The sequence below is a fragment of the Leucobacter luti genome, assembly GCF_019464495.1.
Lineage (GTDB): Bacteria > Actinomycetota > Actinomycetes > Actinomycetales > Microbacteriaceae > Leucobacter > Leucobacter luti_A.
The window spans coordinates 1,498,196-1,511,483 of the sequence record NZ_CP080492.1 but is presented as its reverse complement, the minus strand read 5'-3'; the positions used below and the strand labels follow the sequence as shown (position 1 = coordinate 1,511,483).

At 64.0% G+C, this 13,288-nt stretch carries 10 protein-coding genes; 5 read left to right on the top strand and 5 right to left on the bottom strand.

Annotated features, from left to right (window positions below; all coding sequences use genetic code 11):
- The first annotated feature begins 14 nt into the window (after positions 1-14).
- Together K1X41_RS06830 and K1X41_RS06825 are read left to right on the top strand one after the other, a co-directional pair.
- Positions 15-878, top strand: coding sequence for a tryptophan 2,3-dioxygenase (locus K1X41_RS06830; RefSeq protein WP_220175652.1), 864 nt, complete (start codon positions 15-17; stop codon positions 876-878).
- Between the two features lie 32 nt (positions 879-910).
- A complete protein-coding gene (locus K1X41_RS06825; protein WP_220175651.1) occupies positions 911-1,837 on the top strand; it encodes a PaaX family transcriptional regulator in 927 nt (308 codons plus the stop codon).
- Between the two features lie 104 nt (positions 1,838-1,941).
- Here K1X41_RS06825 and K1X41_RS06820 read toward each other — a convergent pair whose 3' ends face one another.
- Both K1X41_RS06820 and K1X41_RS06815 read right to left on the bottom strand, forming a co-directional pair.
- Positions 1,942-3,396, bottom strand: a complete 1,455-nt coding sequence (locus tag K1X41_RS06820; protein WP_220175650.1) for an amino acid permease — start codon at positions 3,394-3,396, stop codon at positions 1,942-1,944.
- A 104-nt stretch (positions 3,397-3,500) separates the two neighbouring features.
- A complete protein-coding gene (locus tag K1X41_RS06815; protein ID WP_396426504.1) occupies positions 3,501-6,338 on the bottom strand; it encodes an aminotransferase class I/II-fold pyridoxal phosphate-dependent enzyme in 2,838 nt (945 codons plus the stop codon).
- 214 nt (positions 6,339-6,552) lie between these two features.
- Here K1X41_RS06815 and K1X41_RS06810 point away from each other — a divergent pair, with 214 nt between their 5' ends.
- From K1X41_RS06810 to K1X41_RS06800, 3 genes are read left to right on the top strand one after another with little or no spacing between them, the layout of a single operon-like run.
- On the top strand, positions 6,553-7,041 hold the full coding sequence (locus K1X41_RS06810; RefSeq protein ID WP_132206747.1) for an SIP domain-containing protein: 489 nt from the start codon (positions 6,553-6,555) through the stop codon (positions 7,039-7,041).
- A 53-nt stretch (positions 7,042-7,094) separates the two neighbouring features.
- Positions 7,095-8,534, top strand: a complete 1,440-nt coding sequence (locus tag K1X41_RS06805) for an NAD(P)H-quinone dehydrogenase (protein WP_132206748.1) — start codon at positions 7,095-7,097, stop codon at positions 8,532-8,534.
- Between the two features lie 16 nt (positions 8,535-8,550).
- Positions 8,551-8,955: a cupredoxin domain-containing protein gene (locus K1X41_RS06800; protein ID WP_133617291.1), complete on the top strand. Its 405-nt coding sequence runs from the start codon at positions 8,551-8,553 to the stop codon at positions 8,953-8,955.
- A 76-nt stretch (positions 8,956-9,031) separates the two neighbouring features.
- Here the strand turns inward: K1X41_RS06800 and K1X41_RS06795 are convergent, their stop codons facing one another.
- The 3 genes from K1X41_RS06795 to K1X41_RS06785 are packed head-to-tail and all read right to left on the bottom strand — an operon-like array spanning position 9,032 to position 13,202.
- Complete coding sequence (locus K1X41_RS06795) at positions 9,032-10,516, bottom strand: amidase (RefSeq protein WP_220175649.1); 1,485 nt, start codon at positions 10,514-10,516, stop codon at positions 9,032-9,034.
- Positions 10,513-11,778, bottom strand: coding sequence for a M20 family metallo-hydrolase (locus tag K1X41_RS06790; RefSeq protein WP_133617293.1), 1,266 nt, complete (start codon positions 11,776-11,778; stop codon positions 10,513-10,515). The genes K1X41_RS06795 and K1X41_RS06790 overlap by 4 nt, the downstream gene beginning before the upstream one ends.
- A complete protein-coding gene (locus tag K1X41_RS06785; protein ID WP_132206752.1) occupies positions 11,775-13,202 on the bottom strand; it encodes an MFS transporter in 1,428 nt (475 codons plus the stop codon). The genes K1X41_RS06790 and K1X41_RS06785 overlap by 4 nt, the downstream gene beginning before the upstream one ends.
- Positions 13,203-13,288: the final 86 nt, after the last annotated feature.

The window sequence follows — 13,288 nt, the reverse complement described above, 5'->3', positions numbered from 1 at the left end:
CCAACGGAGGCCCCATGTCAGAGACACCTGGAGAACGACCCATTGAGTCGAGTGTGCGCACCGACTTCCGCAACACCATGGACTACGCGGGGTACCTCAACCTTGAGCAGATCCTCTCTGCGCAGCACCCACTGAGCGACCCTGCGCATCATGATGAACTCCTGTTCATCATTCAGCACCAGACGTCAGAGCTGTGGTTGAAGCTGATGTTGCATGAGCTGCGGGGCTCGCGCGAGTATCTCGATGCTGACGAGCCCTCCAGAGCGCTCAAAGGGCTGGCGCGGGTCAAGCAGATCCTGCGCACGCTCACAGAGCAGTGGTCTGTGCTCGCCACCCTCACTCCGTCAGAGTACGCAGAGTTCCGTGCGGTGCTCGGATCTTCGAGTGGATTCCAGTCAGCGCAGTACCGCTCGATCGAGTTCATCCTCGGCAACAAGAATGCCGGGATGCTGCGGATGTTCGAGGCGAAGCCTGAGATCCATGCCGAGATCACCGCGACGCTGCAGGCTCCGACCCTGTATGACAGTTTTCTCGCGATGCTGTCGAGGCGCGGCTACGCCGTGCCGCAGGAGGTGCTCGAACGGGATGTGACTGCCGCGTGGGTGGAGCAGCCCGCGCTGGTGCCGATGTTCACTGAGATCTACGAGTCGGTCGATGCACACTGGGATGTCTACGAAGTCTGCGAGTCGCTCGTGGATATCGAGGACGCATTCCAGCTCTGGCGCTTCCGCCACATGAGCACCGTGCAGCGCACGATCGGGTTCAAACGTGGCACTGGTGGCTCGTCCGGCGTCGGCTTCCTGCGGCACGCACTTGAGCTGTCCTTTTTCCCCGAGCTCATTTCACTCCGCACCGAAATCCGAGATCTGAGTGACTAGGCGACGAGTTCACGCGAGAAGGGGGTGAGCTGGTGCGCGTTCTCGACGATCTCGACTCCCGGCCCGGGAGTGCGAACTCACTGCTGCGCACCGTCATTGGCGCGGTGATGCGTGAGCACGGCGGCTGGCTACCGACTCGCGTGTGCATTGAACTCATGAGTGCAGTTGGCCTCGCACCCGCGTTGACACGGACAGCGCTGACGCGGGTGAAGCGCAAGGGGCTTGTCGCCTCGGAGCGGCGGGGGAGCCGTGCGGGATATGCGCTCACTCCCGATGCATGGGAATTGCTGGCCAGAGGCGATCGCAGGATCCATCACCCGCGATCGATGACTCTCGGGGATCACTGGTGCCTCGTCTCGTTCAGCATCCCTGAGGCGGAGCGCGGAGCGCGGTACCACCTCCGCACCCGGTTCGCGTGGATCGGCGCCGGCCACGTATCGCAATCACTCTGGATACTGCCCGCGTATCTCCGCCCCGACGTTGAGCACATCGTGGCTGATCTCGGGGTAACTGGACACGTGACGATTTTTACCGTCTCGGAGATCGATCAACTGGCGGTGCCTCCTGACGTAGCGCTGACGCAGTGGTGGGATCTCCCCGCGCTCCGACAGTTGCACGAGGACTTTCTGGCGGCGCATACGCAGGCTCTCGACGTGACAGATCCTGCGCGCGCCTTCGGAGTGTGGATTCGTGCGCTCGACGCGTGGCGGCCGATCCCATACCGCGATCCGGGGTTGCCCCCCGAGCTTCTTCCCGCTGACTGGCCGGGCGTCGCAAGCAGCGAGCTGTTCCTCGCACTCCGCGAGGCGACCGCCGAAGGGGCGAGCGGCTTTGTGCGCGCGGTCGTGGCCGATGAAGTTCCGGTTTCGGCTCCGAGTACCAGCACCGCTCGTCCGGCACGCACCGCATGCACCGCATGCACCGCACGCTCCGCGCTGCGGGAGGACGGAGCCCTCTGACGCAGGCGCCCGCTGAGCGATAGCCAGCAGCGGACAGTCGACGGCGCTTCCAGGCCCCGAAATCGTCTGGTGCGTGGCGGCCCCGACTGCTGCCGTGAGGTCAGCTAGGGAAGCGTCCGCTGTGTTTCCCGTCCGAGCTCAGCTTCGTGGTGGCGCGCTGCTCTGAGCTGGCGGCGCTGCTTCACCTGGTACGCGATGAGGAGCGCTGCGAGCCAGATCGGTCCCACAATGACTGCCGTGCGATAGCCCGGGTGGAAACACATCAGAACTGCGAGCACGGCAAAGAACGAGAGGACGATCCACGGGGTCACGCGTGCGAATGGCAGTGTGAACGTGAGCGCGGCGACCCCGTCTGGTCCGATGCGCCTGCGGAACTTCAGCTGCGTGATCATGATCATGGACCAGTTGATGATCGCTGCAATCGTCGCGATAGACATGAGGTACTGGAAAGCGAAGGCTGGCCAGAGGAAGACGACGACCACTGCGAGCACAGTCACCGCCGACGACGTGAGCACTCCCGCGATCGGGACACCGTTATGGGAGACCGCTTCCAGATATTTTGGCGCGTTTCCTTGTAACGCCAGTGAGCGCAGCATACGACCATTGGCATAGAGGCCCGAATTGTAGACCGAGATCACTGCGGTGAGGACCACGAGGTTGAGAATGTGGGCGGCGCCAGGGACGCCGATTCGGTCAAAGATCTGCACAAATGGGCTCGTCTCGCCGTCTAGGCGATCCCACGGCACGATGGCCATGATGACTGCGAGTGCGCCGATGTAGAAGATCAGAATTCGGAAGATGACCTGGTTGATGGCTTTGGGGATCGTGCGCTCGGGATGCTCAGCCTCCCCTGCCGTGATGCCGATCAGCTCGGTCCCACCGAATGAAAACATGACGACGACGAGCGCGAAGAGCATGCCGCTCAGCCCCATTGGGAAGAAACCGCCCTGATCCCACAGGTGAGTGAAGCTCGGATCCGGGAGATCTGCACTGTTGTTGATTCCCGCCACCACAACGATGGCTCCGAGCACGATCATGCCGATGACCGCAATCACCTTGATCAGGGCCAGCCAGAACTCGAACTCACCGAAGACGCGCACGCCAACGAGATTTATCGCAGTGATCAGAACGAGGAAGACGGCTGCCGACACCCATCCGGGAATGCCAGGCAGCCAATAGTTCACAAATGATCCAACCACCGCGAGCTCCACCATCGAGACCGCGATGTAGTTGAACCAGTAGTTCCACCCTGAGACGAAGCCAGCGCGAGCGCTCCAATTCTTGTTCGCGTAGTGGCTGAACGCGCCTGACACCGGTTCGTCTACCGACATCTCTCCCAGGGCGCGCACCACCAGGAAGATCATCAGTCCACCGATGGCGTAGGTCAGGAGCACAGATGGGCCGGCGAGCCCGATCGATTCCGAAGACCCGTAGAACAGCCCGGTCCCAATGGCCCCGCCCAGCGCGATCATCTGGATGTGGCGAGGCTTCAGCGTCCTGCGAAGTACGTTGATGGTCTGTGTGACGGCCTTGCTTGCGGTCGGAGAAGGGTCAGTCATGAGCAAGACTCCTGTGTTGAGCAGCTCTGTGGAGCGTTGGAGACGTGTGACGCGTTGAACACATGTGACACATCTTGGTGGTTGAGCAGTGACGCTCACCCACCTTACTCGCCGGTGTCGCGCAGGATTCGATATCCGCGGCGTGAATCGTAGCCGTGGATCTCACGGGTGTCGAGCACCGCCATAAAGTCGAGCACTTCAGCGGTGATCAGCTGGCCGGGGACGAGGATCGGGAAGCCAGGAGGATACGGGGTGACGAACCCGGCTGACACTGGGATGGTGCCGTGCGCGACCCGTTCGCGAAGTTCCTCGTGCCGGACATGCTCCACCGCGCCGCGCTGCTGGCCGCGGAAAAACGCCGCGCGCATGTCGCCGTCTGGGAGCACGGTATCGGTGGCGTAGCCCGACGAGAACGCGCTGAAATCGGGCAGTGGCGGCATCGGGACCTCGGCGGGAAGCGGGATCTCGGGATCGCGCTGCGCCTGCTCCTCTTCGAAGCGCTCAGCGAGCTTGACGAGCACCTCGATGAGATACGCGATGGCGCTGCGTGAGGTGCCGATGTTTGTCATGAACAGCACGGTGTTGCGGCTCGTCTTGTTGACCTGGATGCCGTAGCGATCCATCAGGTGCTCGTGTTTGAACGTATCGCCGTCGACCCCGGTTCGGCTGATCTCGATGGTGATTCGGCTCGGATCGACAACGAACTCATCGGTGGCCCAAGCCTTCCACATCGTTGAGAGGCCATCGCGGAGCGGCATGGGACGCCCGATCTCGCGATTGTCACTCGGGATCAGGTCATGCGCCGTGAGCACCCGGAACGTGCGGCGCAGCAGCGGATGCCGAGCGATCGCCTGGGACAGGCTTGTCGCGAGGTCAAGCTGGCGCTGCACGAGTTCGAATCCTTCGAGCTCGACTTGGCGGCGTCCGATGTCGAGCGACGAGAGGATCTGGTAGTTCGGCGACGTCGAGGTGTGTGTCATGTACGCCTCGTGGAAGGCCTCTTCTGCTTCGCGCACCCAGTCCTGGTCGTAGACGTGGATCATCGAGCCTTGCCGCAGTGCGGTCAACGTCTTGTGCGTCGACTGTGTGGCGTAGACACGGATCCGGGCGTCAGGAGCCGGGATCAGCCGTTCATCCAGCCACGCAGTGTCAGGAGCAAATTCGCCGTCTGCGCTCACGAGCCGGTCGCGCTGCTCGCGATACGCAGCGGCGTGGGCCGCGGTCCCGAAGCGCTGTTCGAGCCGCTTTGCGGCAGCCATCGCAGTGCGGCGGCGCGTGACGGGGTGGAACGCGGCGAATGCGAACCACGCCTCATCCCACAGGAACACCAGGTCCGGTTTGATCGCGAGACACTCAGCCATGACGCGCTCTGGATCGTACACAATGCCGTCGAACGTACAGTTGGTGAGTGTGATCATGCGGACTTCGTCGAGCCGTCCAGCAGCTCGGTACTCGAGCAGCATCTGCTTGATCCGGTTGAGCGGCACTGCGCCGTAGAACGCGAAGTCGTTGAGCGGGTACGCCTCGAGGTATGCGGGGCGAGCACCGGTGAGCATCACCGCATGGTGGTGCGATTTATGGCAGTTGCGATCCACCATCACGACGTCGTTGGGGGACACGAGCGCCTGGTGCACGATCTTGTTCGCGGTCGAGGTGCCGTTGGTGACGAAGAAGGTGTGCTTCGCACCGTACGCGCGTGCCGCAAGCTCCTGCGCTTTTTTGAGTGTGTGCACTGGGGCGAGCAGCGAATCGAGGCCGCCTGACGTTGCGCTTGTTTCTGCCAGCAGCAGGTTGAGGCCGTAGAAGTCCGCGAGATCCTTGATCCACTTGGACGACACGACGGAGCCGCCGCGAGCGACGGGGAGGGCGTGGAAGACTCCAACCGGTCGGCGGGCGTGGTCCTGAATCGCGGAGAAGAATGGGGTGTCATAGAGGTGCGAGACGCGGCGCAGCAGGCTGAGGTGGAGTTCAAGCTGATCTTCGCGCCGGAACACGCGGCGGAAGCGGCGAGTGAGCGCGCCGGCCAGATCCTCGATGTGCGCACCAGCCATGAGGTAGAGGTCAAGTTCCGGACGAATTGCGGCGAGTGTGTCGGCGAGCCCGAGCACGCGTTGTACCGACGCAAGCGAACTGCGGGACGGGGCCTGCCCGGGTGTGACCTCGGCGCGAGCGAGGTCGATCGTCTCACGCAGATCGCGGCTCAAGCGCTGTTTCGTGCGCTCGCTGAAGCCAGGGCGCACGACGCAGGCGAGGATGTTGGGGTTGGTGAGCACCGCCGCGACCGCGTCATCGGCAGAAGGCACGATGACGAACTCATAGATGAATGCGTCCGCGCCCGCGCGCAACCGCAGTCCCTCTGATCGGGTCGCGTCCCGCTCGCTCGGCGTCGTCTCGTCAACGATGAGCACTTCGAAGCGAGGGCGCGGGTCGGCGTCGGTGGAGAGTTCGGCCCGCTCCTGTTCATCGATGAACTCGTCGCGGGGCTCCTCGGGGACCGTGTCGCCGCGTAGCCGGTTGACCACGCGGCCGATGCGATCGAGCGCGGTGCGGAAATCGCCAGCCTCAAGCAGCTCGCCAATTGCTCTGACGTAGCGCTGACCAAACCCTGCCCAGTACATTTCCACCGTCTCCAGCGTGCGGAGCGATCGCTGGATCTCCCCGTCTGAAGCGAGGAGATCTGCGCCATCGTTGCCGTAGACGAGCCGCTTCACGGCGAAGCGGAGGTACTCCCATGCATCGCTGCGCATCCGCCAAGTGGTGGAGGGCATCCCTGGATCGCGCTCAAGGCTGGCGCTGGCTCCTGCGGTGACCGCGAGCGAGGCGCCCTGGCTCTCTGACGCGGAAGGGAGTGGAATCGAACCCGTCATCGCCATATCGAGGGTGCCGAGGCCGCGACGGAACGCATCGGCTGACATGTCGTAGTCGGATTCGATCCTCGTCATGTGTGGCAGTCCTTCCAACGTCATTGTTCGGGTTGCCATGCGACGCTCTGTGTGCGTGCACCCCTTGCCCGTTGATCATAGGCCGTTGCTGATGCCCGACCGGGCACGCGAGCCGGTGCTGCGCAATTGCTACGGCGGGTTACGCGTTGACAACGATGCTGATCGTTCGCCGAGAGATCACCCGATGTTGGTAAGGATGGCCTAAGCTGGTGCCGTGAATGCTTTCGATCCCGCCGAGTTTGACCCGGCCTCGCGTCCCGAGCTGGTATCCGTCGTGGATCCAGCTGGCATCGACTGTGTCCTTGCTGCCTGTGATGCCGCGGATCTTCCCGCGTTGCGCGACTGGCTGCGTGAACTTCCGGAGTCGGCGTACGGGCGCGTCTTTGTCGAGGTCTTTTCCCCCATTCAGATTCAAGAGCTTGCGGTGCCGGCCCACGTGGGCGTGACGTGGCTCTGCCGCGAACTTCGCGAGGCGAGCCCCCGTCCTGGCATAGGCAGACAGCGCGGCGAGGCCCTTGCGACAGCGGTTGACGCCTGGTTTGACGAGTGGCTGTGGGCAGATAGCGGCGCTGTGCGCCACATCGAACTGTGGACGGGCGCGCGCACCAGCCCCGTCATGCAGAACTATTGGACGGCACTGGACCGTCGGCTTGAGAAGCGCTGGCCCAGCGAGATGGTGCAGCGCGAGCGCTCCGCGTCCTAGCCGGTGTTGCCGTGACGGCGCGGCGAGACGGCAGCTGGTCGTAGACTGAGGTCATGGCGAAAGCGTATGAACGGAAGCATCGCATCGCGGTGCTGGGTGGCGGTCCTGGCGGTTATGAGGCGGCGCTCGCTGGCGCCCAGCTCGGAGCCGAGGTTACGCTCATTGAAAGTGCCGGCGTCGGTGGAGCTGCGGTGCTCACTGACGTGGTGCCCTCGAAGAGCTTGATCGGTACCGCTGGTGCAGTGCAGGCCGTGCGGGACTCGGGCAAGCTCGGAGTGCAGGCGTTCGTCCCGGGCGGCGATGGCAAGCCTGTTCGCCCCGAGATCGCGGTGAACCTTGCCGCCGTAAACAAGCGGCTGCTCGCCATGGCGGGAGCGCAGTCCGTAGATATGCTCCGCACACTTGAGGACGCTGGCGTCCGGGTAGTGCAGGGGGAGGGGCGTCTCGACGGCCCGAACGCGGTGCTCGTGTCGACCGCTGCCGACGGCGAAGGCACAGACTTTGACCGGATCGAGGCAGACACCATCGTTGTGGCCGTTGGGGCGAGCCCGCGCGAGCTCGACTCTTCGAAGCCTGACGGGGAGCGAATTCTCACGTGGAAGCAGCTCTATGATCTGCCCGCGATCCCCGAACATCTCGTGGTCGTCGGATCTGGCGTGACGGGCGCCGAATTCGCGAACGCGTACCGCACGCTCGGCGCCGAAGTCACCCTCGTGTCGAGCCGTGAACAGGTGCTGCCGGGCGAGGATGCCGACGCTGCTGCTGTGATTGAGCGCGAGTTCACTCGACTCGGCATGCACGTGATGTCAAAGTCACGCGCGTCCACCGTTACCCGCACCGAGAACGGTGTGCTCGTGACGCTTGAGGACGGTCGCACGATCGAGGCTTCGCACTGTCTGATGGCTGTCGGCTCGGTGCCGAACACGGCGGGCCTTGGCTTGGAAGAAGCCGGAGTTGCGCTCACCGAGAGCGGGCACATCCGCGTCAACAAGGTGGCCCGCACCGCGATCCCCTCAATCTATGCTGCGGGTGATTGCACTGATTTCTACCCGCTCGCTTCGGTTGCCTCAATGCAGGGGCGCACGGCCATCATGCATGCGCTGGGCGACTTCGTGCGCCCGATCGATCTGCGAAACGTTGCGGCAAACGTGTTTACCTACCCGGAAATTGCGACTGTCGGCTGGAACCAGCGGACCCTCGAGGGTGCGGCCGATGTCGCGAAAGCGATCTCGCATACGATCCCGCTCAGTGTAAATCCGCGCGCGAAAATGATCGGGTTCACCGATGGCTTCGTGAAGCTCTTCGCCTGGGAGGCTTCCGGCACGGTGATCGGCGGCGTCATTGTTTCCCACCGTGCGAGCGAGTTGATCTTCCCCGTAGCGCTCGCAGTTGAGCACCGGCTGACGGTGGACCAGGTTGCGTCGGCGTTCGCCGTGTATCCGTCGATGACGGGCGCAATCACCGATGCTGCCCGCGCGCTGCACCGCCATTGATCGGGAGCGAAGCGTGATGGGACCGAGTAACGTGACGGCGCCTGGAATCTCACGGCGCGGTATTTTGACTGGCCTCGCCGGGATCATCGGGTTTGGTGCAACAGTGGCTCTCGCAGGCTGCGCGCCGAGCAAGCCTGAACTGGTTCCCTCTGATGACAGCGCAAAGGCGGCGATCACTGTGCGTGCCTACGACAATGCGTTCGAGCCGCGGGAGATTGAGATCGAGCCAGGGCAGGCAGTGCGCTGGGAGTTCGAAGGACCGGCTGAGCACGACGTGGTCGCTGAAGACGGCAGCTTTGTGAGCGAATTGCAGCGCACCGGGAGCTACACGCACGTGTTCGATGCCTCGGGTGAGTTTCCGTATGACTGCTCGGTTCACCCGGAGATGACCGGGATCGTGCGCGTCACTGCTCCGAAATAGGTTGCGCGGTTGTGCACTCGCTGGGGAGCGAGGGCACCCGCTCACGTCGAGTCCACCGGGCTCCCAGCAGCGCGCGCTACGCACGAAGATCCGGGTAGTCCGGCATCTCGATACGTGCCTCGATCGCAGCACCGATTTCGAACACGGTCGCCTCATCCCATGGGTGGCCCACGATCTGCACTCCCGTGGGTACTCCGACGCTCGAAATCCCGCTGGGAACCGCGAGCACAGGGCAGCGGTTTGCAACGTTGAACGGGCTCGTCATGTGGGCTTCCCAGTAGTGGGCGAGGTGAACCGGCAGTCCATCGGGGCCGACCGCGTCGATTCCGTCAAGGTAGTTTCCCGCTGCGTCGAGCATCTCAACGGCCTGCACGGGGGTCAGGAGCGCGTCGAGTCCCGTCATTGCGGAGGCGAGCTCCCCCTGGATTGCGGCGTCGAGCGCGAGTGATTCGGGGAAAGAGACGTCTGCGGCCGCGCGGGCAGCGTCAGCGATGAACTGGGTCGTGTACGCCGCCAGTTCAGATTCTGTGCCAGCGGTGAGCTTCGCCATCGCCGGCCCGAGGATGTACCCGAAGTGCGCAAACGTGGTCGCAGTGATTCGTTCAACGGTCCACGGCAGCTCGACTGGAATGATCACCGCCCCCGCGGCTTCAAGCACCTGGGCCACCCGCTCAGTGTTCGCGCGAATGCTCGGCGCCACCGGGTAGTCGCCCAGCGTGAGTGCGAGGCCAATTCTGCGGCCGCGCATGTTGGGCGCTCGGAGACGTGCCGATGAGATGGGAGCTGCGCCTGGCACGCCGACGGAGCCGTGGTCGACTGCATGGTGACCGCTCAGCACTCCGGCGAAGAGCGCAGTGTCCGCCACCGTGCGGGCCATCGGGCCGTCACCGCGATACCAGTCGGCCGAGAGCGGGGGCAGGCCGGGGATACGGCCGTATGGCGCCTTGTACCCGACTGTTCCGGTGAATCCGGCGGGGATCCTGGTGCTGCCCGCGATGTCGGACGCCGTGGCGAGGGTCGCCATGCCAGCAGCGAGGGCGGATCCGGCTCCGCCCGAGGAGCCGCCAGGAGAAGCCGCGAGGTGCCACGGGTTCCGCGTGATCCCCCAGGCCGGTGAGTGCGTCACTGTGGCACATGAGAACTCCGGGGAAGTGGTACGCGCGTGGATGATCCCACCCGCGTGAAGCACCCGTTCAACGACGGGGTGATGGGCGTCGGCGAGGACTCCGCGCTGCGAGGCGAGTCCCTGTTCCAGGGACCGCCCAGCGAGGCCGTGCTTCTCTTTTGTTGCGACAGGGATCCCGAGCAGGGGTGGTGGCTCGGATCCATCGGACCGGGCATCAGCCCACGCCGTGTCCGCCGCCCGCGCCTGCTCACGCGCCTCAGAGGCGAGGATCTCTGTGAACGCGTTCACGCCTGTCTCGCGGTCGCCGTTCACCGCAGCAATGCGAGCAAAAGTCGCTTCGAGAAGCTCGCTCGGCGCCAGCTCCCCGGAGCGAAAGAGCGCACGAGCGGCATAGGCGTCGAGCCGCGTGAGCTCACACGTGCTCGTCTCAGTCATTTCGTCTCCTGCAGTGCGCCGTGCACGAGCCGCCAGGCAACTTCTGTGAGGAACTCCACTCCCGTGACCATGTCCTCGTCTCGTGAGAACTCACGCTCACAGTGGCTGACCCCATCGACCGAGGGGATGAAGAGCATCACGGTTGGAGCGATCCGGTTCATTGCGACAGAGTCGTGCCCTGCCATGGTGCGGATCCGACGGGCGCCAGTGCCGAGCGCGTCCGCCACCTGCTCGGTGAGTTGCAGGCCAGCCTCGGGGTAGAGCTGATTCGCGCGGACGTCAAAGTCTCGAGCGTTGATCACCAGCCCGTGTTCCGCCTCGATCTCTCGAATATCGCTCAGGATCTTGTCCCGTGCGGAGCGCACGACCTCGCGGTCGTCTGCCCGGAGATCCGCGACAAGATGGACGCGGCGGGCCACGACGATGGGCGAGTTGGGCTCCAGAGTGAGCTGACCGACCGAAGAGACGAGGGTCTCCGGCGGGAACAGATCGGTGACCTCATGCACGCGCTGGATCACCTTCGCAGCGCCGAGGAGTGCGTCGTGACGATCCGACATGAGCGTCGCTCCAGTGTGCGATTGCTCGCCGAGCACTTCAATATCGAGCTTCTGCGTGTGCCAGCTCGCGTCGACGGCGCCGATGGGGATCCCCTCGCGTTCGAGGATGCGGCCCTGCTCAATGTGGATTTCCGCGTAGGAGGCGATGTCGGGCCGCTCATCGGTGCCGAGGTAGCCGATGCTCTCGAGCGCTTCGCGCACTGAAATGCCACGGAGATCGCGCACCTCACGCATTTCGGCTTCATCCATGATGCCCGCGAATACTGAGCTGCCCATGATCGACGGGGCGAAGCGGCCGCCCTCTTCGTTGAACCAATTCACGACGGCGAGATTGTAGGTGGGTGCGTGGGGAGCAGCGCCCGTGCTGACGCGGCGAGCGATGCGGTCGGCCGCGTGGAGTCCGGCAATAACACCGTAGGCTCCATCGAAACGACCACCGAGCGGCTGCGAATCCAGATGTGAGCCGAGCAGCACGTATGGTGCGTTTGAGGTGAGGTTGAGGAGCGCGAACTGATTGCCGATTCCATCGACGCGGACCTCCCACCCACGTGACTCAGCGTAGGTGCGAAACCACTCGCGTGTTTCTCGGTCCTCAGGAGTCGCTGCTTGGCGGTCCACGCCCGCGTTCGGCGTGGCTCCGATCTCGGCGACCGCGTGGAAATCGGTGAGGAACGCTGTTGCGTCGGCGGGGAGTGCAGTGGTCACTTGATGGCTCCTGTGGTGCTGACCCGCTTGAGCGGGTGAGTTTCGGGGATGTTGGTGAGAATGAGGACGAGGAACACCACCGCGGCAGCAACGGCCATGTAGATACCCGGGCTCGCTCCGAAATCGGTGGCTCCCACGAGCCAGGTTCCGATGAACGGCGCGGTGCCCCCGAACACGGCATAGCCGACGTTGTAGCTGACCGCGGCTGAGGTGAACCGTGTGCGAGTGGTGAAGATCTCCACAAAGAACGTGTAGCAGCCGCCACCGTACGTGCACACCGCGAGCACGAAGAGGAATTGACCGATCAGCGCGAGCGGGAAGGATCCCGAAGTGACGAGCATGAACGCTGGCACCGAGAGCACTGCGATGGCCGCCGCCCCCACGATGAGCATGGGTTTCCGGCCAAAGCGGTCGCCGATGAGGCCTGCGACGGGGAGCACGAGTGCGTAGAGCAGCATGGCGGCGGCATTGGCGAGCAGCGCTGCTTCGCGGCTGAGATCTCCTGCGGTCTGCACATAGGTGACGAAGTAGCCTGAAAGGAAGTAGAACCCCATCGCGGTGAGCCCCATTACCATGATGACTTGGAGCATCTGCAGCCAGTTCTCACGGAACGCGTCGCGGATTGGCGTGTGCTCCTTCTGCTGCGCCTGCTGTGTGCGCTGCACCTCTTTGAACGCCTCAGACTCTTCGGTGTGGGAGCGGATCCACAGCCCGAACAAGGCGAGCGGGAGTGCAATCAGGAATGGAATTCGCCAGCCCCACGCCTCGAACGACGCGGCGGACATGCTTTGCGAGAGCACGAGGATCAAGGTGCCCCCGACGACGGAGGGAAGCGCTGTCGCGGCAAGCGTGATGTTCAACCAGAACCCGCGCCGTGCTTTTGGTGCGTGCTCAAAGACGAATGCTGGGGCTCCAACCGACTCACCGCCGGCGGAGAAGCCCTGCAGGAGCCTGCAAATCACGAGCAGAATGGGGGCGAGTACGCCGATCTGTGCGTAGGTGGGGAGCAGCCCAATTGCTGTGGTGGCGATCCCGATTGTGAGCAGTGTCACATACAGGACTGGGCGGCGACCGTAGCGATCCCCGAGAGCGCCAAAGAAGAGCCCCCCGAGCGGGCGCACGAAGAACGCCACGCCGAACGCCGCAAAGGTGGAGAGCAGCGCGATCGCCGGGCTCACATCCGGGAAAAATAGTGCAGATAGGGTGAGCGCGGAGAGCCCGTAGAGCGTGAAGTCGTAGAACTCGATGAACTGTCCCACGCTCCCAGCGAGCAGAACGCGGCGGCGCTCGCGGTCGAGCGTGCGCCGTTCTGCGACGGAAATTGGGCCAGTTGGCAGGTTGACTGGATCGGTGACCGGCGCGCGGCCAGACGGTGCAGCTGCGCCGGACGGCGGGGAGAGGGTCGATTCGGATTGCGGCGTCATTGCGTCCTCCAGAGGGTTGCGTCTCGCGGGCAGGCTGTCAGCTGCACTGCTGACGGGAGCGAAACTGCTCCCATCTTTGGCCCATA

What these genes read in the sequence shown, in the direction of transcription:
- K1X41_RS06800 (WP_133617291.1), top strand. Translation starts at nt 8,551, where the DNA reads ATGGGACCGAGTAACGTGACGGCGCCTGGAATCTCACGGCGCGGTATT.
- K1X41_RS06805 (WP_132206748.1), top strand. Translation starts at nt 7,095, where the DNA reads ATGGCGAAAGCGTATGAACGGAAGCATCGCATCGCGGTGCTGGGTGGC.
- K1X41_RS06785 (WP_132206752.1), bottom strand. Translation starts at nt 13,202, where the DNA reads ATGACGCCGCAATCCGAATCGACCCTCTCCCCGCCGTCCGGCGCAGCT.
- K1X41_RS06830 (WP_220175652.1), top strand. Translation starts at nt 15, where the DNA reads ATGTCAGAGACACCTGGAGAACGACCCATTGAGTCGAGTGTGCGCACC.
- K1X41_RS06795 (WP_220175649.1), bottom strand. Translation starts at nt 10,516, where the DNA reads ATGACTGAGACGAGCACGTGTGAGCTCACGCGGCTCGACGCCTATGCC.
- K1X41_RS06820 (WP_220175650.1), bottom strand. Translation starts at nt 3,396, where the DNA reads ATGACTGACCCTTCTCCGACCGCAAGCAAGGCCGTCACACAGACCATC.
- K1X41_RS06815 (WP_396426504.1), bottom strand. Translation starts at nt 6,338, where the DNA reads ATGACGAGGATCGAATCCGACTACGACATGTCAGCCGATGCGTTCCGT.